23 protein-coding genes are annotated in these 25,368 nt (G+C 64.0%); 14 read left to right on the forward strand and 9 right to left on the reverse strand.

Translation table 11 applies throughout. The features are described from left to right. Nucleotides 1-41 precede the first annotated feature (41 nt). From JJB99_RS13335 to JJB99_RS13360, 6 genes are all read left to right on the forward strand, one after another. Complete coding sequence (locus JJB99_RS13335) at nucleotides 42-1,040, forward strand: ABC transporter substrate-binding protein (protein ID WP_200499179.1); 999 nt, start codon at nucleotides 42-44, stop codon at nucleotides 1,038-1,040. 78 nt (nucleotides 1,041-1,118) lie between these two features. Further along, complete coding sequence (ilvD, locus tag JJB99_RS13340) at nucleotides 1,119-2,813, forward strand: dihydroxy-acid dehydratase (protein ID WP_200499180.1); 1,695 nt, start codon at nucleotides 1,119-1,121, stop codon at nucleotides 2,811-2,813. 125 nt (nucleotides 2,814-2,938) lie between these two features. Further along, nucleotides 2,939-3,784, forward strand: coding sequence for an ABC transporter ATP-binding protein (locus tag JJB99_RS13345; protein ID WP_200499181.1), 846 nt, complete (start codon nucleotides 2,939-2,941; stop codon nucleotides 3,782-3,784). Continuing rightward, nucleotides 3,781-4,566 (forward strand): ABC transporter permease, encoded by a 786-nt coding sequence (locus JJB99_RS13350; RefSeq protein WP_200500148.1) that lies wholly within the window; start codon nucleotides 3,781-3,783, stop codon nucleotides 4,564-4,566. The genes JJB99_RS13345 and JJB99_RS13350 overlap by 4 nt, the downstream gene beginning before the upstream one ends. Further along, the gene (locus JJB99_RS13355) at nucleotides 4,563-5,330 is read left to right on the forward strand and encodes an ABC transporter permease (protein ID WP_200499182.1); all 768 of its coding nucleotides are present in this window, start codon (nucleotides 4,563-4,565) and stop codon (nucleotides 5,328-5,330) included. The genes JJB99_RS13350 and JJB99_RS13355 overlap by 4 nt, the downstream gene beginning before the upstream one ends. 37 nt (nucleotides 5,331-5,367) lie before the next feature. Then, nucleotides 5,368-6,414 carry a peptidase M29 gene (locus JJB99_RS13360; RefSeq protein ID WP_200499183.1) on the forward strand — a complete coding sequence of 349 codons (1,047 nt, stop codon included), beginning with the start codon at nucleotides 5,368-5,370 and terminating at the stop codon, nucleotides 6,412-6,414. Here the strand turns inward: JJB99_RS13360 and JJB99_RS13365 are convergent. The 5 genes from JJB99_RS13365 to JJB99_RS13385 are packed head-to-tail and all read right to left on the reverse strand — an operon-like array spanning nucleotide 6,411 to nucleotide 12,136. After that, nucleotides 6,411-7,403, reverse strand: a complete 993-nt coding sequence (locus tag JJB99_RS13365; protein ID WP_200499184.1) for a 3-hydroxybutyryl-CoA dehydrogenase — start codon at nucleotides 7,401-7,403, stop codon at nucleotides 6,411-6,413. The genes JJB99_RS13360 and JJB99_RS13365 overlap by 4 nt on opposite strands. 3 nt (nucleotides 7,404-7,406) lie before the next feature. Next, nucleotides 7,407-8,495, reverse strand: coding sequence for an NAD/NADP-dependent octopine/nopaline dehydrogenase family protein (locus JJB99_RS13370; protein ID WP_200499185.1), 1,089 nt, complete (start codon nucleotides 8,493-8,495; stop codon nucleotides 7,407-7,409). Next, nucleotides 8,492-10,018 (reverse strand): class I adenylate-forming enzyme family protein, encoded by a 1,527-nt coding sequence (locus tag JJB99_RS13375; RefSeq protein ID WP_200499186.1) that lies wholly within the window; start codon nucleotides 10,016-10,018, stop codon nucleotides 8,492-8,494. The genes JJB99_RS13370 and JJB99_RS13375 overlap by 4 nt, the downstream gene beginning before the upstream one ends. Nucleotides 10,019-10,020: 2 nt before the next feature. Next, complete coding sequence (locus tag JJB99_RS13380) at nucleotides 10,021-11,310, reverse strand: acyl-CoA dehydrogenase family protein (RefSeq protein WP_200499187.1); 1,290 nt, start codon at nucleotides 11,308-11,310, stop codon at nucleotides 10,021-10,023. 7 nt (nucleotides 11,311-11,317) lie between these two features. Then, the gene (locus JJB99_RS13385) at nucleotides 11,318-12,136 is read right to left on the reverse strand and encodes an alpha/beta fold hydrolase (protein ID WP_200499188.1); all 819 of its coding nucleotides are present in this window, start codon (nucleotides 12,134-12,136) and stop codon (nucleotides 11,318-11,320) included. A 193-nt stretch (nucleotides 12,137-12,329) separates the two neighbouring features. On the opposite strand from JJB99_RS13385, the gene JJB99_RS13390 reads away from it, so the two are divergent. From JJB99_RS13390 to JJB99_RS13405, 4 genes are all read left to right on the forward strand, one after another. After that, complete coding sequence (locus tag JJB99_RS13390) at nucleotides 12,330-13,091, forward strand: SDR family NAD(P)-dependent oxidoreductase (RefSeq protein WP_200499189.1); 762 nt, start codon at nucleotides 12,330-12,332, stop codon at nucleotides 13,089-13,091. A 42-nt stretch (nucleotides 13,092-13,133) separates the two neighbouring features. Continuing rightward, on the forward strand, nucleotides 13,134-13,970 hold the full coding sequence (locus JJB99_RS13395; protein ID WP_200499190.1) for an enoyl-CoA hydratase family protein: 837 nt from the start codon (nucleotides 13,134-13,136) through the stop codon (nucleotides 13,968-13,970). A gap of 102 nt (nucleotides 13,971-14,072) precedes the next feature. Next, entirely contained in the window at nucleotides 14,073-16,424 is a 2,352-nt protein-coding gene (locus JJB99_RS13400) for a bifunctional salicylyl-CoA 5-hydroxylase/oxidoreductase (protein WP_200499191.1), read from the forward strand. A 55-nt stretch (nucleotides 16,425-16,479) separates the two neighbouring features. Continuing rightward, nucleotides 16,480-17,730, forward strand: a complete 1,251-nt coding sequence (locus JJB99_RS13405) for a flavin-dependent oxidoreductase (protein ID WP_200499192.1) — start codon at nucleotides 16,480-16,482, stop codon at nucleotides 17,728-17,730. A gap of 62 nt (nucleotides 17,731-17,792) precedes the next feature. On the opposite strand, the gene JJB99_RS13410 is transcribed toward JJB99_RS13405, so the two are convergent. Together JJB99_RS13410 and JJB99_RS13415 are read right to left on the reverse strand one after the other, a co-directional pair. Further along, nucleotides 17,793-18,251, reverse strand: a complete 459-nt coding sequence (locus tag JJB99_RS13410; RefSeq protein WP_200499193.1) for a cupin domain-containing protein — start codon at nucleotides 18,249-18,251, stop codon at nucleotides 17,793-17,795. Nucleotides 18,252-18,275: 24 nt separating this feature from the next. Further along, on the reverse strand, nucleotides 18,276-19,451 hold the full coding sequence (locus JJB99_RS13415) for an ABC transporter substrate-binding protein (protein ID WP_200499194.1): 1,176 nt from the start codon (nucleotides 19,449-19,451) through the stop codon (nucleotides 18,276-18,278). 251 nt (nucleotides 19,452-19,702) lie between these two features. Here JJB99_RS13415 and JJB99_RS13420 point away from each other — a divergent pair, with 251 nt between their 5' ends. The 3 genes from JJB99_RS13420 to JJB99_RS13430 all read left to right on the forward strand — a co-directional run bounded on the left by JJB99_RS13420 (nucleotide 19,703) and on the right by JJB99_RS13430 (nucleotide 22,540). Next, nucleotides 19,703-20,221, forward strand: a complete 519-nt coding sequence (locus JJB99_RS13420; protein WP_200499195.1) for a MarR family winged helix-turn-helix transcriptional regulator — start codon at nucleotides 19,703-19,705, stop codon at nucleotides 20,219-20,221. 147 nt (nucleotides 20,222-20,368) lie between these two features. Then, complete coding sequence (locus tag JJB99_RS13425; RefSeq protein WP_200499196.1) at nucleotides 20,369-22,060, forward strand: benzoate-CoA ligase family protein; 1,692 nt, start codon at nucleotides 20,369-20,371, stop codon at nucleotides 22,058-22,060. A 21-nt stretch (nucleotides 22,061-22,081) separates the two neighbouring features. Next, nucleotides 22,082-22,540 carry a RidA family protein gene (locus JJB99_RS13430; RefSeq protein WP_433995766.1) on the forward strand — a complete coding sequence of 153 codons (459 nt, stop codon included), beginning with the start codon at nucleotides 22,082-22,084 and terminating at the stop codon, nucleotides 22,538-22,540. Nucleotides 22,541-22,543: 3 nt separating this feature from the next. Here JJB99_RS13430 and JJB99_RS13435 read toward each other — a convergent pair whose 3' ends face one another. After that, nucleotides 22,544-23,524: a CHAD domain-containing protein gene (locus tag JJB99_RS13435; protein ID WP_200499198.1), complete on the reverse strand. Its 981-nt coding sequence runs from the start codon at nucleotides 23,522-23,524 to the stop codon at nucleotides 22,544-22,546. A 25-nt stretch (nucleotides 23,525-23,549) separates the two neighbouring features. After that, the gene (locus JJB99_RS13440; RefSeq protein ID WP_200499199.1) at nucleotides 23,550-25,070 is read right to left on the reverse strand and encodes an AAA family ATPase; all 1,521 of its coding nucleotides are present in this window, start codon (nucleotides 25,068-25,070) and stop codon (nucleotides 23,550-23,552) included. A gap of 17 nt (nucleotides 25,071-25,087) precedes the next feature. Here JJB99_RS13440 and JJB99_RS36670 point away from each other — a divergent pair, with 17 nt between their 5' ends. Beyond that, nucleotides 25,088-25,216 (forward strand): hypothetical protein, encoded by a 129-nt coding sequence (locus JJB99_RS36670; RefSeq protein WP_283816039.1) that lies wholly within the window; start codon nucleotides 25,088-25,090, stop codon nucleotides 25,214-25,216. Nucleotides 25,217-25,368: the final 152 nt, after the last annotated feature.

Genomic DNA, 25,368 nt, shown 5'->3' on the forward strand with positions numbered 1-25,368 from the left:
TGGATGGCGCCGGTCGGCGCCGGAGCAGCGGAGTGGGCACGATGCGGACCGTTTCGAGGTGGAGCGTTTCGAAGTGGATCCTGGCTCTGGGAGCGGCAGCAGCCGTGAGCGCTGGCGCAAGCCCGTCGTGGGCGCAGCAGACCATCCGCGTCGGCTGGACGATCCCGGCCGAGGAATCCAAATACTGGATGATGCGCCGTCCGGTTGAATTTCCCAACCTCGGCAAGGCCTACAACGTCGAATGGACCCAGTTCCAGGGCACTGCGCCGATGACGCAGGCATTGGCAGCCGGCGCGCTGGACTGCGCGACGCAGGCGCCGCTATCGCTTGCCAACGGCGTGGTCGGCGGCAATCTCAAGGCCTATATCGTGGCCCAGCACGTGTTCGAGAAACCCGGCGGCTTCTCGGTCTATTGGGCGGTGATGGATGCCTCGCCGATCAAGACGATCGCGGACCTCAAGGGCAAGACGGTCGGCATCTCCGTGATCGGCGGCGGCACGCAAGGGCCGTTCAACCTGCTGCTGAGGCAGAATGGCGTCGATCCGGCCAAGGACATCAAGCTGGTCGAGGTCGGCTTTGCCGTGTCCGAAGATGCGCTGCGCCAGGGTCGCGTCGACGCGGTCAACATGAACCAGCCGTTTGCCGCGCGTGCAGAGGCGAAGGGCGGAACAAGGAAGCTGTTCTCGTTGTCGCAGGCAATGCCGAACATCGTGCACATCCTGGAAGCCTGCCGTGCCGATTTCGTCGACAAGAACCCCGAGACGGTCAAGGCCTATGTCCGCGACATCACGTCGGGCATGAAGAAGGCGCTGGCGAACCGGGAGGAGACCCTGAAGGTCGTCAATGAAGTCTTGAAGGCGCCCATTCCGGTGCTGGAGACCTATCTGCTCAAGGACAATGATTTCGGCCGTGATCCCGGTGCTGCTCCGAACTTCCCGGCGATCCAGAAGATGCTGGACATCTATGCGGAGACCGGAATGCTGCCGAAGCTCGACGCCGCGCAGTTCAAGCACCCGACGATCGTCGCGCCGCTGGAATAGGCGAACGCGAAATTATGCTAAGCAAGGAGATCGCAGCGTCCCGAATGATCCGGGACGTTGCATGAAGAAGATGCACGCATGAAGAAGCTGCGATCACGAGTCACGACAGACGGCCTCGACCGGGCGCCGCACCGCGCGTTCATGCGCGCCATGGGGCTCGATGATGCGGCGATCGCAAAGCCGATGGTGGGCGTCGTCAGCATGAAGGGCGAGCAGACGCCCTGCAACATGACTCATGATTTCCAGGTGGCGGCGGCCAAGACGGGAATTGAGGAGGCCGGCGGTACGCCGCGCGAATTCTCGACCGTCTCTGTGTCCGACGGTATCAGCATGAATCACGAGGGAATGAAGTTCTCCCTGTTTTCGCGCGAGCTGATCGCCGACTCGATCGAGGCCGTCGTCCATGGTCTGGCCTACGACGCGCTGATCGGCTACGGTGGATGCGACAAGACGCTTCCGGGCGTGATGATGGGCATGGTCCGCTGCAATGTGCCGTCCATCTTCATCTACGGCGGCAGCTCGCTGCCGGGGCGCGTAGACGGACGAACTCTGACGGTGCTCGACTCCTATGAAGCCGTAGGCAGCTTCATGACCGGAGAGATCGACGGCGCGACACTCGAACGGATCGAGCGCGCCTGCCTGCCGACCATCGGCGCGTGCGCCGGCCAGTTCACTGCGAACACGATGGGGATGGTCTCGGAAGCGATGGGCCTGACCATTCCCAACGTGTCCATGGTGCCGGGTGTCTATGCCGAGCGCGCGCAAATCTCGCGTCGCGCAGGGCGGCTGATCATGGAGATGCTGGAACGCGGCGGCCCGCTACCGCGCGACATCGTGACGCGGAAATCCCTGGAGAACGGCGCAGCGATCGTCGCCGCCACAGGCGGTTCGACCAATGCCGCCCTGCATCTGCCGGCGATTGCGAACGAGGCGGGAATTGCGTTCACGATCGATGACGTCGGAGAGGTCTTTGCCAGAACGCCGCTGATCGGAAACCTCCGCCCCGGCGGAAAATACACGGCAAAGGACGTCTACGATATCGGCGGCGCTGCCGTCGTGATCCGCGAGCTGATCGAGAGCGGGCATATCGATGGCAGCTGCATCACCATCACAGGCCGCACCCTCGCTGAAGAATATGGCGGCGCCAGCGCTCCCGATGGCGAGGTCGTCTACGCGTCTCGTGCGCCGATCATGCCTGATGGCGGCCTGGCGGTGCTGAAGGGGAACCTCTGTCCTGATGGTGCGGTCATCAAGGTCGCTGGTTTGAAGAGCCAGTTCTTCGAGGGCGTGGCACGCGTGTTCGAAGACGAGGAGGCTTGCGTTGCCGCGGTTCGCGACCGCAGCTACAAGGCCGGCGAGGTTCTCGTGATCCGCAATGAGGGGCCGGTTGGCGGCCCGGGCATGCGCGAGATGCTCGGCGTCACGGCGCTGATCTATGGGCAGGGCATGGGCGAGAAGGTGGCCCTGATCACCGATGGCCGGTTCTCCGGCGCGACCCGCGGCATGTGCATCGGTTATGTCTCGCCCGAAGCGTTTGTGGGCGGTCCGCTGGCACTTGTTTGCGACGGCGACAGGATTCGGATCGATGCCGCAAATCGGCGCATGGATATGTTGGTCGACGAGCAGGAACTCGCTTTACGCCGAGAGGCTTGGAAACAACGCCCGCCGCGCCATCGCGCAGGCGCGCTGGCAAAATATGCGCGACTGGTCGGGCAGGCGCCAGGCGGGGCTGTCACGCATGAAGGCCCGGCGGAATGGCCCTGGTTCGAATGAGGCGCCGCTGTCCTGCGAAAACGTCCGCCGGTCTGGCAGGTTTCTTGCTAAGCTCGTGCCGCTGATGGAGCACATTCAGCAGATCCGCCGCGCGACGTTCGCGCGCGAGTGAAGCGGGAGACGGGATGACGGTCGTGGCTCCGAGATCGAGCGAATGGGTGGGACCGGTGACGTCACAAAAGCCGGCTTCTGCAATCATCGAGATCGACCGCGTCTCGCAGGTCTTCCAGACGTCGGCGCGCAAGGACCATCTGGCGCTATCGGACATCTCGCTGACGATCGAAGAGAGGGCCTTCGTCTCCATCCTCGGCCCATCCGGCTGCGGCAAGTCGACACTGCTTTACATCGTCGGCGGTTTCGTCAGCCCGACCAGCGGCGCGGCGAAGATCAAGGGACAGGCGATCACCGGGCCTGGGCCGGATCGTGGACCGGTGTTCCAGGAGTTCGCACTGTTTCCCTGGAAGACCGTGCTCGGCAATGTGATGTACGGCCCTCGCCAACAGGGTGTGCGCGCCACCGAGGCAGAAGCACAGAGCCGGGCCCTGATCGAGATGGTCGGCCTCAAGGGTTATGAGAATTTTTACCCTAAGGAGTTGTCCGGCGGCATGAAGCAGCGCGTCGCGCTGGCCCGAACGCTTGCTTATCATCCCGAGGTCCTGCTGATGGACGAGCCCTTCGGCGCCCTGGATGCTCACACAAGGACGCGCCTGCAGAACGATCTCCTGAATATCTGGGAACGCGACCGCAAGACGGTGCTGTTCGTCACTCACTCGGTCGACGAGGCGGTGTTCCTGTCGGACAAGGTCGTGATGATGTCGGGATCGCCCGGCCGCATCCGGCAGGTGATCGACATCGATCTGCCGCGGCCGCGCCGCCGCAATGAGCTGTTGCTCGATCCGCGCTACCAGAAATACGTCGTCGACATCGAACGCATGTTCGACGAGAGCGACGAGGCCGGGTCATGCTCATGATGACGCCGGCCGCCCTGGTCAGACGCGCTGCCCCGGTGCTCGCATGCATCGGGTTGCTGGCGGTGTGGCAGGTCGCCTCGCTCGCGCTGAAGAACGACAGCTTTCCGACGGCGCTCGAGGCGATCCGTGCGATACCGGACATCCTTGGCGACAGGGAATCGTTGATCAACATCCTGGCCTCGCTCCGCCGGATGGCGATCGGGTTCGGCATAGCCGTGCTGCTTTCGATTCCGCTCGGGCTGTTGATGGGCCGCAGCCGCGCTGTCACCGCTTTCTTCAATCCGCTGCTGATGGTGATCTACCCCGTGCCGAAAGCGGCCTTGATGCCGATCATCATGCTGTGGCTCGGCGTCGGCGACGTCACAAAGACGCTGGTGATCTTCCTCGGCGTCAGCCTGCCCGTGATCTATCACAGCTTTGAGGGTGCCAAGGCGGTCGAAGAAAAGATGCTGTGGTCAGGCGCCGCAATGGGGCTCTCGCCCCTGCAACGCCTGGTGCGGATCGTGCTGCCGGCGGCGCTACCGGAAATCCTGACGGGGTGCCGCACGGGCTTGGTGCTGGCGCTGATCACGATGATCACGAGCGAAATGATCGCGCGCCAGTCCGGCGCCGGCAACATCCTGTTCAACGCGCTCGACATGGGACAATATGACACCGTCTTTGCGATGATCATCATCGTGGGAGCGATGGGCATCTGCCTCGATGCGATCTTCGAGCGGATCCGCGCGCGGCTCGTCCGCTGGTCCGAACCTCAGTTCGACATGCCCCTGAGCTTCTCATGACAGCGCGCCTTTTCCCCACAAGCTTCATTCTCGGGCTCGCGCCGATCGCGCTGGTGATCGCCCTGTGGCAGGGACTGGTGTCATTCGGCTTTGCGCCAGTCGTCCTGCTCCCGCCGCCGGGATATGTCTTCGGCCGGTTGGTGCAGCAACTGGTGACGTGGACGTTTCAGCAGGAGATCGCCGCGACCCTGATCCGGCTGTTCTCCGGCTTCGCGATTGCGGTCGTCCTCGGCGTCAGCATCGGCATCGCCGCTGCCGCCAGTCCCGCGATCAATGCCGTGGTTCGGCCGATCGTGCGCGTATTGGCGCCGTTGCCCAAGGTTGCGCTCTATCCGGCGCTGCTGCTCCTGCTCGGCTTCGGCCACGGATCGAAGATTACGCTGGTGGCGGCGGATGCGCTCTTTCCCATCCTGCTCTCCACCTATTATGGCGCCTCGACCGTCGAGCAGAAGCTGATCTGGTCGGCCATGGCGGCGGGAACGCCGCGCTACGGAATCCTGTTCAAGGTGGTGCTGCCGGCGGCGATGCCGTCGATCCTGACCGGCTGCCGGATCGGCCTTGTGATTTCCTGCATCGTGGTGTTTCTGGCCGAGATGATCACGTCGACCGACGGACTTGGCCATGCGCTCGTCACGGCGGCCCGGACCTTCCAGGCCGTCGATATGTTCGTGCCGCTGATCACGATCTCGCTGCTGGGCTTGATCCTGAATGGCCTGCTCGGGGCGGTGCGCTCGTACCTGCTGCGCGGCTTCCCTGAAGCGTAGGCTGGCCAGGAAGAAACTAGAAGACCGGGAGTAAACCATGCTGGCTGATCGGATCGAGGCAAAATGGATCGACGCGTTTTGCGAGATCTTTGAGCGATGCGCGGTCAAGGCCGGCGATACTGCGGCGATCCTCTCGGAGACGCAGTCGCGTGCGTTGAACGTTCATCTGGCCGAGCTCGCGCTGCTGCGCATGGGCGCGCGGCCGTTTCATGTGGTGATGCCGACTCCGCGCAACCGGAATGTCGTGCCGGTTCGCTCGACGGGAGCGAGCGAAGCGATCCAAAAACTTGGTCCGGTCATCACGGCACTTCAGCAGGCCGGCTTTGTGGTGGATTGCACCATCGAGGGCCTGATGCATGCGGTGGAGACGCCGGAGATCCTCAAGGCCGGCGCGCGCATTTTGGTGATCTCGAACGAGCATCCCGAGGCGCTGGAGCGCATGGTGCCGGATCCCGCGCTGGAGAAGCGCGTTCGCGCAGCGGCGAAGATGCTGCGCGGAACCAAGCGGATGCGGGTCACGTCAAAGGCTGGCACGGCGCTCGACGTCGACATGGTCGGTGCCTCCACGGTCGGCGTGTGGGGCTGGACCGACAAGCCGGGCACGCTGGCGCATTGGCCCGGCGGCATCGTCGTCAGCTTCCCCAAGAGCGGAACGGTCAACGGCACGCTGGTAATGGCGCCCGGAGACATCAATCTGACCTTCAAGCGTTACCTGGCGTCGCCGGTGAAAATGACACTGAAGGATGATTATGTCGTCGAGCTGGAAGGCGAGGGCGCGGATGCCGCGATGATGCGCGCGTATCTTGCCGCCTGGGGCGATCGCGAGGCCTATGCAGTCTCGCATGTCGGATTCGGCATGAACCCGGGCGCGCGCTACGAAGCGCTGTCGATGTACGATCAGCGCGACACCAACGGTACGGAAATTCGCGCCGTCTCCGGCAACTTCCTGTTCTCGACTGGCGCCAACGAATTCGCCGGCCGCTATACGGCGGGCCATTTTGACCTGCCGATGATGGGAACAACGATCGAGCTCGATGGCGTCGCAGTCGTGCGGGAGGGCGTGCTCCAGGACGTCTTTGGCTAGTTGCGGTCGAGCACGGGTGGGCGAGCCAGGTCGAAGTGCCGGAGCAGGTCCACCATGGCCTGGAGCCGTTTTGCGCGATAGGCGTCGACGTCCAGGCCGGAATAATCGAGGAAACCCGCACCCGTTCGCAAGCCGATCCGGCCCTCATGCATGTTGCGCGAGATGACGTCCGGCGCGCGATAGCGATCACTGCCGAGTGCGCTTTCGAGATAGCGGCTGGCATAGTACAGGATATCGCCGCCGCCCCAGTCGATGAATTCGAGCAGCCCGAGGACGGCATAGCGGAAGCCAAAGCCGTAGCGGATTGCCTTGTCGATCTCTTCGGCGCTGGCGACGCCTTCCTCGACCATGCGCGCGGCTTCATTCATCGCCAGCGCCTGGATGCGCGGGACGATGAAGCCGGGCGTTGCCGCGCAAACCACCGGCACCTTGCCGATGCCCTCGAGCAGCGCCTTGACCCCGTCGACGATGGCTCGATCAGTGGCCTGGCCGGGAGAGACCTCGACCAGCGGGATCAGATAGGCTGGATTGAGCCAGTGCACGTTGAGGAAGCGGCGGGGATTCACGACCGCGCCGGAGAGATCGTCGACCAGGATCGTCGACGTGGTCGATGCGATGATCGTATCGACGCCGACCTGCTTCGAAGCCGCGGCCAGCACCTCGCACTTGAGCTCGACGACCTCAGGGACGCCCTCGAAGACCATTCCGGCTTCGGCCAGTGCCACGCCGCTCTGACTGGCTGGCACCACCGACACACGCGCGATGAGCAGATCGACATCCGTCTCGGTCAGCAGCCCCAGTTTCGAGAGGCTTGCAAAAGTCTTCCTGACCTCGCCGAGCGCGTCCGTCTCCAGCCTGCCGAAATCCTCCGCGGAACGGGCCTTGATGTCGATCATCGTGACCATGTGGCCCGCGTAAGCGAACGCGACGGCGATGCCGCGCCCCATGCGGCCGGCCCCGAGACAGGCGATGTTGGCGCGAGGGGTCATCGATCAGAATCCATTGCGAAGCAGCGTCTGCAGTTCGGTCTTGCCGAGCTTGCCAAGCCCCAGCGTCTCGAGCGTTCGTCCGCCTCGGACAAAATCCTCGCCGCAGATGGCGCCGCCAATGGCGAGGAAGGCCTTGGCCAGCGGCGTGGCCACGCCGGCGAGGCCCGCGATGGACACCAGCAGCGACAGCCCCAGCCGCAGATCTTCACGCATGTAGCGGTGCTCCGTCAGCACGAGCCGCTCGCGCCAGTCGCCGGAATCCGTCAGCTGGTCATGCGAGCCGCGGCCATACATCCAGATTTCGCCCTCCCTCGCGTAATGATGGGCAAGCGGGAAATGTGGCGCGCCGTATCCGAGCGCTTCACGCACGGCGATCCGTTCCGCGTCGAGCGCGTCGGTCACCCGGCGGATCACAGCCTGCGTGCCCTCCTTGTGGATGTCCCACTTTTCGAAATGTTCGATCGGGCCAGCGTTCATCACGATCAGCGGCGGATGAATGATCGGACCCGCATTCATGAGCGCGCCGGAGAGCGCGTCTCCGCAGGGTTCGATCGCATCGGGGAAACCGCGGCCGATGATTTCGAGTGCGTGCGATGCCTGGTCGAGCGGGAATACGCCAACCGGCAGTCGCTTGGCGCGGATGGTGATCGCGACCTCGAACGCTCCGTGCTTGCGGGTGAGCCAGGGCAGCGTTCCGGTTTCCGCAAAACTTACCTTGGCGCGGTTGCCGGCATCACGTGCGGCCTGCGCGAAGATCATCGACCCGAACGTCGCTGGCGGCAGAAACACGACTTGGCCATCCCGCAGATGCGGGGCGAGCAGGCGGGCTATGTCCGGCTGTGCGAACGCGGGGGCAGGACACAGGATCAGCTCGGTGCCGTTGACGGCGTCAGCGATATCGGTCGTCACCAGCGCGAGCTTGATGTCGTGGCGCCCGTTGTGGTCCTTCACCAGAATGCGCGAGCCGGCGGCGCGATGTGCAGCGACCTGATCGGCGTCGCGGCGCCACAGCCGGACCTCATGTCCCGACAGCGCAAAATCGCCTGCGGCCGCGAAAGAGCCGTTTCCCCCACCCAGAACCGCAATCTTCAAGATGCTTCTCCTTGCGCGCGCGACTGTGTATCAAGCTGCTTCAGCAGGAAATGCTGGACCTTGCCCAGTGCCGTGCGCGGCAGGTCGGTGACGAAGACGATGTCGCGCGGAACCTTGTAGCGCGCGAGCTGCGTCTGAAGGTGCGCTCGCAATTCATCCGCTTCGAGCCGGCATCCGGAGCGCGGGATGACATAGGCAATGGGCACTTCGTCCCAGCGCGGGTCCGGCCGGCCGATCACGGCGCATTCGCTCACATCGGGGTGCTCAAGCAGGACGCGCTCGACCTCGGCCGGGTAGACGTTCTCGCCGCCGGAAATGATCAGGTTCTTCTTGCGGTCGCGGACCCAGAAATAGCCGTCGGAGTCGCACAGGCCGATGTCGCCGGTGCGATACCAGCCTTCGTTCAGAGCATCGCGCGTCGCGTCCGCATCGCCCCAATATTCGAAGAACACGTTGGGCCCGCGCACTGCGATCTCGCCGGGCGTGCCCGCGGGGAGCTCGCCGCCCGCCTGATCGATCACCTTCGCCTCGCAGCACAGGCCTGCAAGTCCTGTCGACCCCGCGCGCGAGAGATCGCCGCCGAGCCGGGTGTAGACGGCGATCGGGCAGGTCTCCGTCGAGCCGTAAACCTGGAGCACTGGCACGCCACGCGCGACGAACCGGTCGATCAAGTGCGGTGGCACAACAGTCGAACCGGTGGCGACGGCCTTGAGCGAGGAGAGATCGGTCGTCGCCCAGGCGGGATGCTCGCTCACCGCCTGGATGATCGTCGGTACCATCACCGTCAGTGTCGGCCGCTCGCGTTCGATCGCGGCGAGCGCGGTATCCGGTGTGAAGCGGGCATGGATCGTGACGGTCGCGCCGAGCTGGAGCGCTGCGGTGGTCTGGATGTTGAGCCCGCCGACGTGGAAGAATGGCAACACCGTCAGGACGTGATCGTCCGACGTCATGTTGTGCATGTGCTGGCTCATGACGCCATTCCACAGCAGCGCCTCCTGGCGCAGTACAGCGCCCTTTGGCCGTCCGGTCGTTCCGGAGGTGTAGACGATCAGGAGCGGGCAGCAGAGATCGGTATGCGGATTGCGGCTTTTGCCTTCGCTGCGAGCCAGCAGGCCCTCGAATGTCGTGCCGCGCGACGGCGCGAAATCGAATCCGACGACGGCGGTTCTCGCCGCAAGCTCGGGAAGCACGCCTTCAAATGCCTGCTCGAGCACCAGGACCTTGGCGCCGGCATCAGCGAGAATGAACAGCTGCTCGGCGACGGCCAACCGCCAGTTCAGCGGCACCAGCATCGCACCGAGCCGCGCGCAGGCATAGAGCAGCACCAGATAGTCCGGCCGGTTCAAACTCAGGATTGCGACGCGGTCGCCTCGGCCGACCCCAAGCTCCTGCTTCAGGGTCGTGGCTGTCCGCTCGATGCGCGCAGCAAATGCAGCGTAGCTCAGCCGCTCCCCTTCGAAGGCGATCGCGGTCTTGTCTGGCGAAAACGCCGCGTTGCGATCGATCAGGCTACAGAGGTCCACCGTCAGTCGTCCGTCTCGCCGGCCTCGTACAGCGCCTCGCGCCCGATGCGGTCGAGGCAGAGCTCGGCGGTCCAGGGCAGCATCAGTGAGCCGCAACGGCTATCACGATAGATGCGTTCCAGCGGCAGCGAGCGGAGCATCGCCTGGCCGCCGCAGGTGCGGATCGCGAGCGCCGCGAGCTCGTTGGCGCCTTCCATGACGGAATATTGCGCGGCATAGGCGCGCAGCACCTGCTCCTTGCTCGGATTCGCACGCGCCTCCGTGACCGCCTGGAACCAGATCGCCTTGATCTGCTCGAGCTTGATCTGCATCTGCGCGACCGCGATCTGCTTGGTCGGGTACATCCGCCGTTTGACCGGCGGCATGCCCGGCACTTCGCCGCGCAGGTAGCGCACGGTGAAGTCGTAGGCGGCTTGTGCGAGGCCCATATAGGTCGGCGACAGTGTCAGGAACATGTGCGGCCAGCGCATTGCCGCCTGGAAATAGACGCCGCGCGGCATCAGCGCAGAGTCGTCCGGCACGAACACGTCCTTGAACAGCAGCGTGCGCGAGACCGTCCCACGCATGCCGAGCGGATCCCAGTCGCCAACGACCGAGACGCCTTCCGATTTCGCGGAGATGGCGAGGTAAAGCGTGTTGCGGCGCGAAGCCTTCTCGCCTTCTTCGATCTCTGTACAGAGCACGCCGTAATAATCGGCATGGCCGGAGAGCGATGCGAAGATCTTCTTGCCGTTGACGACCCAGCCGCCTTTTACGGGTCTTGCCTCCGTGCCGAATGCCACGCCTCCTGCGGCCGCAGCGCCACCCTCGGAGAACGGCTGCGAGTAGATCGCGCCATCCTCGACGATGCGCTTGTAGTGGACTGCACGCCGCCGCTCATGCTCGGACCGCGTCGCCGCGTCCATGTCGAGATCGTCGGCAAGCGGGCCCGACCACAGGGTCGAACAGACATGCATGTTCCAGGTCAGTGCGGTCGCGCCGCAATAGCGGCCGATCTCGGCAGCTGCCAAGGCATAGGTCTGATAGTTCGCACCGAGCCCGCCGTGTTTCTTGGGCACCGCGATACCGAGCAGGCCGACGCGGTGCAGGTCGCGATAATTCTCGGTCGGGAAGATCGCTTCGCGATCGTAGATGGCGGCGCGGCCGGCGAACACGCTCTGGCCGATTTCGCGGGCGCGCGCGATGATGCCGACCTGCTCGTCCGTCAGGCGGAATGCGACGGGATCGAAGATCGGCGCATCCAGCGCGACTTTGCCGGTTACGCCGATGGTCTTGCTGACTTGCATGGTCATGGCGCAGTCACCCGTGTTTTACAGCGATAGAGTCGAGGAAGCCCCCGAGAACCTTGTCGAAGGCATCGGGACGCTCAAGGTTGGCGAGATGTCCCACGCCGGGGAGCTCGACGTATTCAGCCGAAGGAATGTAAGTCGCCGTCTTGGCCATCATTGGCGCTGGCGCGTTGTTGTCCCTGGAGCCGGACAGCAAGAGGGTCGGCACGGAAATGTCCTTCAGCGTGCTGCGCTGATCGAACCCGATCAGGGCCAGCATCATGGCGCGATAGCTTGCCTCGGGCACGCTTGACATGCACTCGCGTGCGAGCTCCATTCCCTTCGGGTCTGGATCATCGCCGACGAGCTCCTTCACCAGCGAAGGCGCCAGCGATTTCATCGTTTCGCCGCGATCGAGCGGCCCAAGTCGTGCCGCGATGAAAGATTTCTGCCAGTCGCCGTGGGCCTTGCCGAACGCCGGGCTGGTTTGCGCGAGCACCACCGCGCGCGCGAGCTTCGGCGATTGCACCAGCCATTTCTGGACGATCATGCCGCCGATCGAGTGGCCGACCAGGACGGGCCTGCTCGCGCCGATCTGTTCGATGAATTGCTGGAGCGCATCGGCCAGGGCAGCGATGCTGACGCTGGCGAGAGGCACTGATCCGCCATAGCCCGGCATGTCCCACGCGATCGTACGGAAGCGGCTGCCGAATGTGGCGAGCTGCTGCCGCCAGGCCCGTGCCGCGCCCCCGATGCCATGCAGGAAAATCAGGGGTGTTGCGCCAGGATCGCCCGCGGCTTCGTAGGCGAAGCGCCCGTCCCTTGTTATCATTGGCGCAGGCTGCGACACGCGACATCCTTTTGCTTGACCCAGCGATGCTAACAGGCCTGTCGGGGATGGAAAGCGATAATTTTATGCTTAAAGCAATTTTCAGGCCGGTCCCGCGGCAGGCGTTCGCGGCACTGATCGGTGCTTTCGTTGCAAAAATTTGAAGGTTAAAATATATCGGAGGTACGATCAGCAGATCCCAGGGAGCAAGCGCATGTCCGGATTGCCGCATTCGCCGCACGCGCTGGTGACCGGTGGTGGCCGCGGCATCGGCCGTGCGATCGCGACGTCGCTTGTCGGGGCCGGCGCCACCGTGACAGTGCTGGGCCGGAATGCCGCCACGCTCGAAGAAGCGGTTAACGCGGGCGCCGCGCATTTCGCAGCCGTTGTCGACGTCTCGGACGAAGCTGCGCTGAAAGCTGCGGTCACTGAGGCGCATGCACGAAAACCGATCGACATTCTGATCGCCAACGCCGGCAGCGCCGAATCCGCGCCGTTTGCGAAATCGGACAGTGCGCTGTTCGCGCGCATGATGGATGTCAACTTCATGGGCGTGGTTCATGCCGTTCAGAGCGTATTGCCGGGGATGAAGGATCGCCCGTATGGGCGTATCATCGCGATTGCATCGACGGCCGGGCTCAAAGGTTATGCCTATGTCAGCGCGTATGCGGCGGCGAAGCACGCTGTGGTCGGTCTGGTGCGTTCGCTGGCCCTGGAGATGGCCGGCAGCAACGTGACCGTGAACGCGGTCTGTCCCGGCTTCACCGACACCGATCTGGTCGCCGGCAGCATCGAGAACATCATGAAGAAAACGGGACGAAGCCGCGAACAGGCGATCGCCGAGCTCGCAAAGCACAATCCGCAGGGACGGCTGATCGCGCCGCAAGAGGTGGCGGATGCCGTGCTTTGGCTGTGCGGCGAAGGCGCTGGCGCGATCACGGGGCAGGCGATTGCCGTGGCCGGTGGCGAGATCTAACGCACGAAAAAAGGCACGGAACGAGGAAAGTAAGGAGATCGCATGAGCAGACCAGCCAATCCCGTCACCGTGCCGCTGGCGGATTACTCGCCGCAGCATTTCCTGCTGGCGGTGGTCGATGGCGTTGCCTCGGTGACGCTCAATCGGCCCGAGCGGAAGAATCCGCTGACGTTCGAAAGCTACCGGGAACTGACCGACTTCTTCCGCGCTTGTGCGTTCGACGACGCGGTCAAATCGATCGTGGTCACCGGCGCCGGCGGCAATTTCTCATCCGGCGGCGACGTGTTCGAGATCATCGGCCCGCTCGTGAAGATGGATACCAAGGGGCTCACCGCGTTCACGCGGATGACCGGCGATCTCGTCAAGGCGATGCGGGCCTGCCCGCAGCCGATCGTGGCCGCGGTCGAGGGCATCTGCGCCGGCGCCGGCGCGATCATCGCCATGGCATCCGACATACGGCTCGCAGCGAGCGGCGCCAAGGTAGCGTTCCTATTCAACAAGGTCGGCCTTGCCGGCTGTGACATGGGCGCGTGTGCGATCCTGCCGCGGATCATCGGCCAGTCCCGCGCCTCCGAGCTGCTCTACACCGGCCGCTTCATGACCGCGGAGGAGGGCGAGCGCTGGGGCTTCTTCAGCCGCATCGTCACGCCGGAGCAGGTGCTGCCCCAGGCGCAGCTGCTGGCCAGGCAGATCGCGGAAGGGCCGACCTTCGCCAATACCATGACCAAGCGGATGCTGGCCATGGAATGGGCGATGTCGGTTGAGGAGGCGATCGAAGCGGAGGCCGTTGCCCAGGCGCTATGCATGACGACGGCCGACTTCGAGCGCGCTTTCGAGGCTTTCGCCAATAAGATCAAGCCGGTTTTCAGGGGCGACTGAGCAGCGGCTCTCGATCGCCTCCGATCTCGGGAAACGGGGACTTGCCAGAAATTATTTTAGGCTTAAAATAGTTTCATGGCCGGGAAGATTGGCGAGGCTCCCATGAAAGTCGCGATCATCGGTGGCGGACCTGCAGGTCTCTACGCAGCGATCCTGCTGAAGAAGCAACGTCCGGGCGCTGCGATCACGGTGTATGAGCGCAACCGCGCCGACGACACCTTCGGCTTCGGCGTGGTGTTCTCCGACGCCACGCTGGACAATTTCGAGAAGCAGGACCTTCCGAGCTATCGCCGCATCACCCAGGAATTCGCCTATTGGGACGACATCGCTGTGCATTTTCGCGGTACGGTGCATCGCGTCGGGGGCAACGGTTTCTGCGGCTGCTCGCGGCAAAGACTGCTTCTGATCCTCCAGGAGCGGGCGCGCGAGCTTGGCGTCAGCCTGCATTTCGAGGTGGACATCGACGATGAGGCGCGCTTTGCCGATGCCGATCTGATCTTGCTTGCCGATGGCGTCAACAGCCGTTTCCGCGAGAAACATGCCGAGCACTTCCAACCGGAAGTCGATCTCCGCACCAACAAGTTTGCCTGGATGGGGTCGACCAGGCCGCTCGATGCCTTCACCTTCATCTTCCAGGAGACCGAGTGGGGGCCGTTCATCGCCCACGCCTACCAGTACGAGGCCGGACACTCGACCTGGATCTTCGAGACCGATCCGGAGACGTTCGCGCGGGCAGGGCTCATCGGGCTGAGCGAGCAGGAGTCCGCCGCGCGGATGGCGGACATCTTTGGCTGGTTCCTCGATGGGCACAAGCTACTGACGAACCGCTCGATGTGGCGCAATTTCCCGATGATCCGCAGCAGGCGCTGGGTCAAGGATAACATGGTCCTGCTTGGCGACGCCAAAGCGAGCGCGCATTTCTCGATCGGCTCCGGGACCAAGCTTGCGATGGAAGACGCGATCGCGTTGGCCGATGCCATGGAGAAGGCGCCCAGCATCGAAGCCGCTCTGGAGGTTTATGAGCATGGCCGCCGCGAAGAGGTCGAGAAGACCCAGCACGCTGCCGACGTCTCGCTGGTCTGGTTCGAGCATGTCGACCGCTTCTGGGATTTCGACCCCGTGCAGTTCGCCTTCGGCGTCATGACGCGCTCAAAGGCGATCACCTATGATAATCTCAAGCTCCGTGCGCCCGATTTCGTGGCCGAGGTCGAGAAGTCGTTTGCCAGGCAGGTTCGCGACCGCGGGTTCAATGTCGACACCGATACGCCGATGGTGCCGCTGTTTCAGCCCTTCCGCTTGCGGAAGATGGAGATCGCCAACCGCGCCGTGATGTCGCCGATGTGCATGTACTCGGCCAGAGAAGGTGTGCCGACCGATTTCCATCTGGTCCACTACGGCTCGCGCGCCATCGGCGGCGCCGGCCTGATTTTCACGGAAATGACCTGCGTCAGCCGCGACGCTCGGATCACGCCCGGCTGCGCCGGCTTGTGGAATGATGAACAGGAAGCCGCGTGGCGGCGCATCGTGGATTTCGTCCACGGCAACTCGGCCGCAAAGATCTGCCTGCAACTCGGGCATGCCGGCCGCAAGGGTGCGACCAGGCTGATGTGGGACGGCATGGACCGTCCGCTGGAGGAGGGCGGCTGGGACGTGATCTCGGCATCGCCGCTGCCCTATTTCCCGGATAGCCGGGTGCCGCGTGAGCTCGATCGCGCCGGCATGAGTGCAGTGAGGGATGCTTTCGTCGCTGCGGCCGAGCGCGGCGAGCGCTGCGGCTTCGACATGCTGGAGCTGCATTGCGCCCACGGCTATCTGCTGGCGAGCTTCATCTCGCCGCTGACCAACACCCGCACGGACGAATATGGCGGCTCGCTCGAAAACCGCTTGCGTTTCCCGCTGGAGGTGTTCGAGGCGTTACGCGCGGTCTGGCCGTCGCACAAGCCGATATCTGTGCGTATCTCCGCGACCGATTGGGCCGATGGAGGCATCACCGGCGATGATGCGGTGGCGATCGCGCGCGCCTTCGCCGAGGCCGGTGTCGATCTCGTCGATGTCTCGACCGGGCAGACCGTGCGCGATGCGCAGCCGGTCTATGGGCGCATGTTCCAGACGCCGTTCTCCGACCAGGTCCGCAACGAGGCGCGCGTCGCCACGATGTGCGTCGGCAACATCACGACCGCGGACCAGGCCAACACGATTTTGGCCGCTGGCCGGGCGGACCTCGTTGCGCTGGGGCGGCCGCATCTGGTCGATCCCTTCTTCACCATGAAGGCGGCGGCCTGGTACGGCGCGAACGATGCGTTCTGCCCGCCGCAATATCTGCCCGGCAAAGACCAGATTTTCCGCAACAGCGTCCGCGACAGGCAGGATCTCGAGGAGCTGCGAATTAAGGCTAAGCCCAAGACCCGGGCCGAGCTCAAGGCGGAAGCGACAAAGCCGCTTGCGGCGGAGTGACCGCCTATGCGACGTTGACCCATTGCCTGACGTGTTTTGACTGGAGTTGAGGGCGATGAAGGCGATTATCGTCGGTGGCGGTATCGGTGGTCTCACCACGGCATTGATGCTGCGCTCACGTGGCCTGGACTGCGAGATCTTCGAGCAGGCCGATACCATCCGCGAGCTTGGCGTCGGCATCAACACGCTGCCCCATGCGATGCGCGAGCTCGCCGGCCTCGGCCTGCTGCAGAAGCTCGACGACGTCGCGATCCGCACCGACCAGCTCTATTATCTTAATCGCCACGGCCAAGAGGTCTGGCGCGAAGCGCGCGGCATCGATGCCGGTCATGATGTGCCGCAATTCTCGATCCATCGCGGTCGCCTCCAGGGCGTCATCCATCGCGCAGTGGAGGAGCGGCTCGGGCCGGAAGCAATCCACACCGGTTGCCGCCTCGGCGCCTTCACGCAGGACGAGGGCGGCGTCACCGCCTATTTCTTCGATCGCGCCGGTGTGCACATCCACACCGCGCGGGGCGATATCCTGATCGGCGCCGACGGCATCCATTCGCGCGTCCGGGAAACGTTGTTCCCGAACGAAGGGCCGCCGTGCTGGAACGGCCTGATGCTGTGGCGCGGCGCGCGCGACTGGCCGCTGTTCCTCACCGGTAAGTCGATGATCGTGGCCGGCGGCCTCGATGCCAAGGTGGTGATCTATCCCATTGCGGAGGGATCGAGCCCGGCGAGCCGTCTCACCAATTGGGCGGTGCTGGTGAAGGTCGGCGAGGGCAATGCGCCGCCGCCGCGGAAAGAAGACTGGTCGCGCCCGGGCCGGCGCGAGGAACTGATGCCGCATGTGGCGCGCTTCTCCGTGCCGTACATCGACGTGAGAAGCCTGATCTCAGCTACGCCGGAATTCTACGAATATCCCACTTGCGATCGCGATCCCTTGCCTTACTGGTCGTCCGGGCGCGTCACGCTGCTCGGTGATGCCGCGCATCCCATGTATCCGGTCGGCTCCAACGGTGCTTCGCAGGCGATCCTCGATGCGCGCTGTCTCGCCGACGCGCTGGCGCGGGCCGAGCATCCGCGCCAGGCGTTGGTCGAGTATGAGAAGAAGCGCCTGCCGATGACCGCGGACATCGTCCGCTCCAACCGGCGCGGCGGCCCCGAAGGCGTCATCGATGCCGTCGAGCAGCTCGCGCCCGACGGCTTCGACAACGTCGATAACGTCTTGAGCTATTCTCAGCGCGAGGCCATCGTGCGCGGCTATGCCACCAAGGCCGGCTTCGCGGCCGTGCCCGGACTTGCGGCGGTGCGCGCTTAAGGCGCTTTTGATTGAGCATGCCCTTCCGGAAAACCGCTTCGCAGTTTTCCGGGGGCATGCTGCTAGCCGGCGCCGGGCGGCGGCGGCAGGAAGTGGATGTTGAACTCGGCGGCCATCGCCACCACGTCCTCCGGCTTCTGCTCCTTCATATTGTGAAGGCCCCAGAACAGGTCGAACAGTTTCTTGGTCGGCGAGACCCAGAACAGCACTTTTGCGGTCTGCTCCGACTTGTTGAAAATGCCGTGCGGCACGCCCATGCCAAGCCGGATCAGATCGCCCGGGGTCGCCTGCGCCTCGGAGTTGCCAAGCATGAAATCGAGCTTGCCTTCCAGCATGTAGAGATACTCATCCTGATCGGGATGGATGTGCGGCGGCACGAATGTGCCGGGCGGCAGTGTCGCGTGCCAGGAGAAGCTGTGCTCAGTCTTGCTCTTTGGCACATAGGTCTGGCCGAGGATGTTCCAGCAAATGCCCTGGATCCCCTCGTTGGCCCGCGTGATACCGGTGATTTCGCTGTTCATTGCAGTCCTCCCTTAGCGCGACGCTTAGTTCGCCGCCTTGCAGTCCTTGGCATAGCGGTCGCCGTAATTCTCGAACACCTTCTGCACGATCTCGGTCTGGAATTTGCCGTCCGGACGCTTGGCGACCTTGGTCAGGTAAAAATCCTGGATCGGATAGCCGTTGGTGTTGAACTTGAACCGTCCGCGCAGCGACGTGAAGTCCGCCTTCTTCAGGGCAGCCGCAACGGCGTCCTTGTTGGTGAGATCGCCCTTCAGGCCTTTGACTGCGCTGTCGATCAGCATCGCCGCGTCGTACGCCTGCATGGCATAGGTCCCGGGCACGCTGTTGTAGGTGGCTTCATAGGCCGAAACGAACTTCTTGTTCTGTGGATTGTCCAGATTGGGCGCCCAGTTCGCGCCGCCAAACATGCCGACCGCCGCCTCCTGTTGCGCCGGCAGGGTCGATTCATCCACCGTGAAAGCCGAGAGGACCGGAATGCTCTCGGCAAGGCCGGCCTGCTTGTACTGCTTGACCAGATTGACGCCGAGGCCGCCCGGCATGAACGTGAACACCGCATCGGGCTTCTGCGACGAGATCTTCGACAGCTCCGGCTGGAAATCCAGCGTATTGAGCGGCATGTAGGATTCTTCGACGATCTCCCCCTTGTAGTCGAGCTTGAAGCCGGCTACCGAATCCTTGCCGGCCTGATAGTTCGGCACCATCAGGTACATGCGCTTGTAGCCGCGATCCTGCGCCACCTTGCCGAGGATCTCGTGAACCTGGTCGTTCTGATACGACGTCACATAGAAGAACGGATTGCAGTCCTTGCCGGCAAACGTCGATGGGCCGGCATTGGGGCTGATCAGGAACACCTTGGATTCCGTCACCGGTCGATGAATCGCCTGGAGAATGTTGGAGAAGATCGGGCCGACCACGAAGTCGACTTTTTCGCGCTCCAGAAGTCCCTTGACCTTGGTCACGGCCGCGTCAGGCTTGAGCTCGTCGTCGACCACCACGACCTCGACATCGCGGCCACCCATCTTGCTGCCAAGGTCCTTCACCGCGAGCGCAAAGCCATCGCGCACCTGCTGACCGAGCGCGGCCGCGGGCCCCGACAGGGTCACGATCACACCAAGCTTGATCTTCTCCTGGGCGAGGGCGGGGCTCGTTGCGGTGCCGAGCAGTAAGGTAGCCGCGGCCAAAGTCATTTGCGTCTTCATGATCTGTCCCTCGTGACACCGGGGCGTGCGCAGCAAGCCGCGTACTCCAATCCAAGCTTATGCCGATGACGGCGCTCGCGGCAAGCAAAGCTCAAGGCGCCGCCATCCTGCGGCCAGCAGCGCATGCAAGCGGCGCGCCAATTATTTGAAGCCTAAAGAAATCGACGTGCGGTCGATTGCTGCAGCTTTGGACTTGCGGCCGGCTTCAATTTATTTGAAGCTCAAAACGTTGGGGAATCCCTGGCGGCCCAATGCCGGGCGTGACTGACTGCACCGAGATGCTCGATTCCGAGACCAAGGCCGTCGAAACACCGGAGGACCATGCCGAAGAGCTTCGGCTGTGGCTGCGTCTGCTCACCTGCACCACCCTGATCGAGGGCGAAGTCCGCGGCCGGCTGCGGCAGCGCTTCGACGTCACGCTGCCCCGGTTCGATTTGATGGCACAACTCGACAAGGCGCCCGACGGCATGACGCTGTCCGACGTGTCCAAGCGCATGATGGTGTCCAACGGCAACGTCACCGGCCTTGTCGAGCGTCTCGTCGAATCCGGTCATCTCGACCGCCGCACCTCGGACACGGACCGCCGGGTCCAGGTGATCCGCCTCACGAAGCTCGGGCGCGCCGAGTTCCGCAGGATGGCCACAGAACACGAGACCTGGATTGCCGATCTCTTCGCCGACCTCACGCCGAAAGAGGTGCGCGAACTGATGCGGCTGCTCGCCAAGACCAAGGCGTCGGCGCAGAAATCGGCTGCGCGCCGCCGGCCATAGGTCCGCGGCCGGACAGCCGCCAATTCCACTTTGCCGCAGCAAAATGCACGGGATGCTCAAAATCCGCTATTGCGCCAAATTGTTTTAAGCCTAAAATGTTTATCAGTTCGTGCTGCCGGGTGCTTTCCATGCGCAAAGGAGCGTGCGATGGCCAACGCCGCCAAGGTTCAAGTCTCGGGCTCGCATGACGGCAACGCCGCCACGGCCCATGTCGATACGTTCGCGCGGCAGCATCTGCCGCCGCCAGAGTTGTGGCCCGAATTCATCTTCACGCGGCCGGAGCTGCACTACCCACAGCGGCTGAACTGCGTCAGCTATTTTCTCGATCGCTGGGTCGAGCAGGGCCATGGTGACGCGCCCTGCGTCATCAGCCCCGCCGTCAGCTACAGCTATCGCGAGCTGCAAGCGCTGGTGAACCGCATCGCCAATGTGCTGGTCGGCAAGCTGGGTCTCGTCACCGGTGAACGTGTGCTGCTGCGCTCGGCCAACAATCCGATGATGGTTGCGACCTATCTCGCGGTGATCAAGGCGGGCGGCATTTGCGTCGCAACGATGCCACTGCTGCGCGCCAAGGAGCTGTCCTATCCGATTCAGAAGGCGGCAATCACGCTGGCCCTCTGCGACGGAAAGCTGTCCGGCGGGATGGAGAAGGCAAGGCTGGCTGCGCCCGCCCTCAGGCACGTGGTCTATTGGGGCAATGGCGCGGCCAATTCGCTCGAGGCGCTGATCGCCGATGCTAGCGCGGAGTTCCAAGCTGTCGATACCGCCTCCGACGACATCTGCCTGATCGCGTTCACGTCGGGCACGACAGGCGATCCCAAGGGCACCATGCATTTCCATCGGGACATGCTGGCGGTCTGCGACGGCTATGCGCGCAACATTCTGCGCGCCGAGCAGAAGGATCGCTTTGTCGGCTCGGCGCCGCTCGCCTTCACCTTCGGTTTCGGCGGCGTGCTGTTTCCGATGCATATCGGCGCGTCCTTCGTCGTGCTGGAGAAGACGACGCCCGACGACATGCTGTCGGCGATCGAGCAGTACAAGACCACGGTCTGCTTCACCGCACCGACCGCGTACCGCGCCATGATCGGCAAGCTTGCCGGCCGCGATATCTCCTCGCTGCGAAAATGCGTTTCCGCAGGCGAGGCATTGCCAAAACCGACATTCGACGCCTGGCTCAAGGCCACCGGCATCAAATTGATGGACGGCATCGGCTCGACCGAGATGCTGCACATCTTCATCAGTGCGACGGAAGACGAGATCCGCCCCGGTGCGACCGGCAAGCCCGTTCCCGGCTATGAGGCCAAGATCGTCGACGATGACGGCAATGATTTGCCGCCGGGCATGATGGGGAATCTTGCGGTGCGCGGGCCGACCGGCTGCAGGTATCTCGCCGATGAGCGGCAGCGCAAATACGTCCAGAACGGCTGGAATATCACCGGTGACACCTATCTCATGGATAGCGACGGCTATTTCTGGTACCAGTCGCGCTCCGACGACATGATCGTGTCGGCCGGTTACAACATCGCGGGCACGGATGTGGAGGCAGCGCTGCTCACGCATCCGGCAGTCGTCGAGTGTGGCGTCGTCGGTGCGCCGGACGAGGCGCGAGGCATGATCGTGAAGGCCTATGTCGTCGCCGCGCCCGGCGTGACGCCGGACGCCCAGCTCGCAACCGAGTTGCAGGAGCACGTGAAGCGCGAGATCGCGCCCTACAAATATCCGCGCGCGATCGAGTTTGTGACGCAGCTGCCGAAGACCGAGACCGGCAAGTTGAAACGCTTCGCCTTGCGGCAGCTTGCGCAGACCGCAGCGACGTCCTCGGGCGTCGCCGCGCAATGAGATGAGGATCAGGAATTGTCCGTGACGACGCCGAAAGGCCCAGAGCTCGCGGTGCTGCCGACGGCAGCCGAGGGCGACACCCGTCGAGGCGCGCAGGTGCTCCAGCCCTCGGGCTGGCCGATGCCGAAGGGTTACGCCAACGGCATGGCCGCCGAGGGGCGCATTGTCGTGACCGGCGGGGTGATCGGCTGGGATGCCGAGGAGCGTCTCGCCGACGGTTTCGTCGCGCAGGTCGCTCAGACCCTGAGCAACATCGCGGCGATCCTGGCGGAGGCCGGTGCCGGGCCCGAGCATCTGGTGCGTCTAACCTGGTACGTCGTTGACATGGACGAGTACCTGATGAACCTGAAGGAGCTCGGCAAGATCTACCGGGCGGTCTTCGGCGCGCATTATCCGGCGATGGCGCTGGTTCAGGTCGTCCGGCTGGTCGAGAAGGCGGCGCGCGTCGAGATCGAGGCCACCGCCGTCATTCCCCGCTAACGTTCACACCTCATGCTCCGGATCCGCATTCGGTGCGAGGTCGGCGGAGCGGAACGGCTTGGCTTTGTTCAGCTTGCCGTAGGCTTTCGACGCGGTTTGCAGCAGCTTCTTTTCCCGCTTGCGGTTGAGGAAGCGAATATGCGCCTCGGGAACGGCCTCGTTCAACGACGCCGCCAGCGTCTGTCCCCGCGCATCGTCATTCAGCTGGCCGAGCGATTTTTGCGCCTTGCGCAATTGCTTGAGGATCGACCTCTGCTTCGTCAGCGATTCGTCGGCGAACAGGTCCTGCAGCGACTCGATCGAATAGGTCAGCCGCTTGTTGAGAAGCCGCAGCTTGTGCCGCTTCTCGACGTCGAGCTTGCGGAGCTTGCGCGCTTTCTTGAGCAGCGTCTTCTCCCATTCCGTCAGTCTTGCCGTGGCATGGTCGGCGAGCGAGCAGCGGCGCAGCCTGATAGCTTCCTTACTGCGTCGGGTCGACCACGGGCCGCTCTTGATCCAGACCGAGGTCTGCTCGACCAGGCGGCGATAGCGTGCCGATTGCAGCGCACGCGCCAGCAGGCGGTGGCTTTCGGCGCGCTTCTCGTCCCAATGCTGGAGCTCGGCGATCACGGCGAGCTCCTCGCCGCTTTCGGCGACGACGCGCTCGATCGCCACGTCGAGGTCTCGCACCATGCCGAGCTGGTTGTTGAGCCATTTCAGCTCGGTCCAGACGCTGGGCCGTAGCGCGTCATCGACCATAGGTGCGAAAAAGCGGATCGTGGTGCGCAGATGCGTTAATGCGATCCGGATCTGATGCAGCGCCTCCGGGGCGCCGCGGCATGTGCCCTCATGCTGGGCGAGGACGGCATCGAGGTGACGGCGCGCGATGATCCGGAAGGCCGTGTCGCAGGCCATGCCGGGGCTCAAGCGGCCCGGCAGGGCATTACGCCTCGCCGCAGGCTGGGCGCGAGCGGTCGCCGCCGAACTCCTGGTGGGTCGCGCCATCCTTGCCCGCGCCAATCAGATTGCCTTATTTCCCCACAGCGATCGCGTCCCGGCAGCGCTGCAGCGTCTGCGCTTGTGTCCCGGATGCATCGATCGTTTCCCAATCGACATGGCCGATATTATAGTGCTCTTGCAGCGCGGCAACCTCTTGCGTGGCGTCGGACGCATCGGTCTGGCGGCCGCCGATTCGGGATTGGCGGGTGGCGAGGTCCGCGACCAGGAATAATCCATCGAGCGGCACGCCGCAGGCGCGGGCCAGTGCGGCGACGTCGTCCCGTTCGGATTCGCGGGCAAAGACGGCATCGGCAACTGCCGAATGGCCTTGCGCCAGCACCTGCCGGGCGCGCTGCATCAGCACCTCGTAGACACGTGCAGTGACCTCTGGCTGGTACGCGGACGGCGGCAGCCGGTCGGTATGCCCGATCTGAAACAATTGCTTGCGAATGACGTCGCTGCGCAGCACGACCGCCCCCGGTTCGGGCGCGACGATAGGCGCCAGTGCGCGGGCAAGGACCGACTTGCCGGTGCCCGACAGTCCGCCAACCGCGATCAGGCGAGGGGCGGGCGGATGAATCACCGCCCGGGCGAGGTCGAAATAACGATGCGTCTCGTCGAGAATTCCGGTCCGGTCGGCATCTGGTCGGTTCAAGCGCGCCAAAGCCACCTGAGCACGTATCGCCGCGCGGATGGACATGAACAGCGGCAGCGCGGCCAGCGCGTCGAGGGTCTCGACAGGCGCCGTCGCCAGATATTGGTTCAGGACGGCGTTGGCCGCGTCCGTCTGGTCGTGGCGCAGCAGGTCCATCAGCGTGAACGCGAGATCGTAGAGCACATCCACGGTTGCCATCTGCGCATCGAACTCGATCGCGTCGAACAGGATGGGCCGGCCGTCGATCAACACGATATTGGCAAGGTGCAAGTCGCCATGACAACGGCGCACGAAGCCACCGCGGGCGCGTTGCTCGAGCGTGATGCGGAGGCGCAGGAAGGCTTCGTGGCAGGCATTGGCAAGCTGCTCGACCGCCGCCTCGAGATGGCCGCCGGCGCGCAGGCCGGTGCTGTTGCCGTCGATCAAGGCGGGAATGGAATCGAGCCACACAGCGCCGTCCGCGATCGCCGCCTGTGCATGCGACGCCGCGATCGCATCCGCGATGGCAGGGGCCAGCTCCGCATCCAGCGGGCCCGCCTGTGCCAGATGATCCAGGGTGCGGCTTTCGTCGAAGCGGGACATGTCGACCGCATATTCGATCGGCCGGCCGTTGCCGCCGACGTCCACCAATCCGTTCGCCTCTTCCGTGATCGCCACGACGCCATGATAGATCTGCGGTGCAAGGGGCCGGTTGATCCTGATCTCCTCCTCGCAGGCCGCCTTGCGCCTTTCCAGCGTTGAATAGTCGAGAAACGGAAGCTTCACGCCGCGCTTGATCTTCAGCGCGCGCGTCCCGTCGAGGAACACTGAAGCTGCGTGCGTGTCGATCCGTTCCACGCCAGGGCGCGCGCTGAGCGCTTGGAAGACACGTTCCTGGGTTGCTGAATCGTCCGTCATGTCGGTGGGCAGGTCCAGTGAAGACCATCTCGGGCGACGTGCTCCAGGTGAACACCGTGATGCTCGAAATGTGCCGCCAGCTCGGCTTTGAGGTGAAGCCGGATCTGGCTGAGCCTGATATTTGCGTCATCATGCTCAAGCTCTAAAGCCGAGGCGTCGATGCTTGGCGGCGGCGCTCTCGGATTTTTGATCCCGATCAACGACCGTCTGTCATCTGCTCCTGAGATCATCGACCGGGCTGATGGACCGACTGCCCAATGCCCGGCCGGCGGGCTCTTGGCCCCATACGGCAGCGCCT

The organism is Bradyrhizobium diazoefficiens (assembly GCF_016616235.1).
GTDB lineage: Bacteria > Pseudomonadota > Alphaproteobacteria > Rhizobiales > Xanthobacteraceae > Bradyrhizobium > Bradyrhizobium diazoefficiens_H.

Coding starts and splice junctions, on each gene's coding strand:
- JJB99_RS13335 (WP_200499179.1), top strand. CDS start 42: ATGCGGACCGTTTCGAGGTGGAGCGTTTCGAAGTGGATCCTGGCTCTG.
- ilvD (WP_200499180.1), top strand. CDS start 1,119: ATGAAGAAGCTGCGATCACGAGTCACGACAGACGGCCTCGACCGGGCG.
- JJB99_RS13345 (WP_200499181.1), top strand. CDS start 2,939: ATGACGGTCGTGGCTCCGAGATCGAGCGAATGGGTGGGACCGGTGACG.
- JJB99_RS13350 (WP_200500148.1), top strand. CDS start 3,781: ATGATGACGCCGGCCGCCCTGGTCAGACGCGCTGCCCCGGTGCTCGCA.
- JJB99_RS13355 (WP_200499182.1), top strand. CDS start 4,563: ATGACAGCGCGCCTTTTCCCCACAAGCTTCATTCTCGGGCTCGCGCCG.
- JJB99_RS13360 (WP_200499183.1), top strand. CDS start 5,368: ATGCTGGCTGATCGGATCGAGGCAAAATGGATCGACGCGTTTTGCGAG.
- JJB99_RS13365 (WP_200499184.1), bottom strand. CDS start 7,403: ATGACCCCTCGCGCCAACATCGCCTGTCTCGGGGCCGGCCGCATGGGG.
- JJB99_RS13380 (WP_200499187.1), bottom strand. CDS start 11,310: ATGACCATGCAAGTCAGCAAGACCATCGGCGTAACCGGCAAAGTCGCG.
- JJB99_RS13390 (WP_200499189.1), top strand. CDS start 12,330: ATGTCCGGATTGCCGCATTCGCCGCACGCGCTGGTGACCGGTGGTGGC.
- JJB99_RS13395 (WP_200499190.1), top strand. CDS start 13,134: ATGAGCAGACCAGCCAATCCCGTCACCGTGCCGCTGGCGGATTACTCG.
- JJB99_RS13400 (WP_200499191.1), top strand. CDS start 14,073: ATGAAAGTCGCGATCATCGGTGGCGGACCTGCAGGTCTCTACGCAGCG.
- JJB99_RS13405 (WP_200499192.1), top strand. CDS start 16,480: ATGAAGGCGATTATCGTCGGTGGCGGTATCGGTGGTCTCACCACGGCA.
- JJB99_RS13410 (WP_200499193.1), bottom strand. CDS start 18,251: ATGAACAGCGAAATCACCGGTATCACGCGGGCCAACGAGGGGATCCAG.
- JJB99_RS13415 (WP_200499194.1), bottom strand. CDS start 19,451: ATGAAGACGCAAATGACTTTGGCCGCGGCTACCTTACTGCTCGGCACC.
- JJB99_RS13420 (WP_200499195.1), top strand. CDS start 19,703: ATGCCGGGCGTGACTGACTGCACCGAGATGCTCGATTCCGAGACCAAG.
- JJB99_RS13425 (WP_200499196.1), top strand. CDS start 20,369: ATGGCCAACGCCGCCAAGGTTCAAGTCTCGGGCTCGCATGACGGCAAC.
- JJB99_RS13435 (WP_200499198.1), bottom strand. CDS start 23,524: ATGGCGCGACCCACCAGGAGTTCGGCGGCGACCGCTCGCGCCCAGCCT.
- JJB99_RS13440 (WP_200499199.1), bottom strand. CDS start 25,070: ATGACGGACGATTCAGCAACCCAGGAACGTGTCTTCCAAGCGCTCAGC.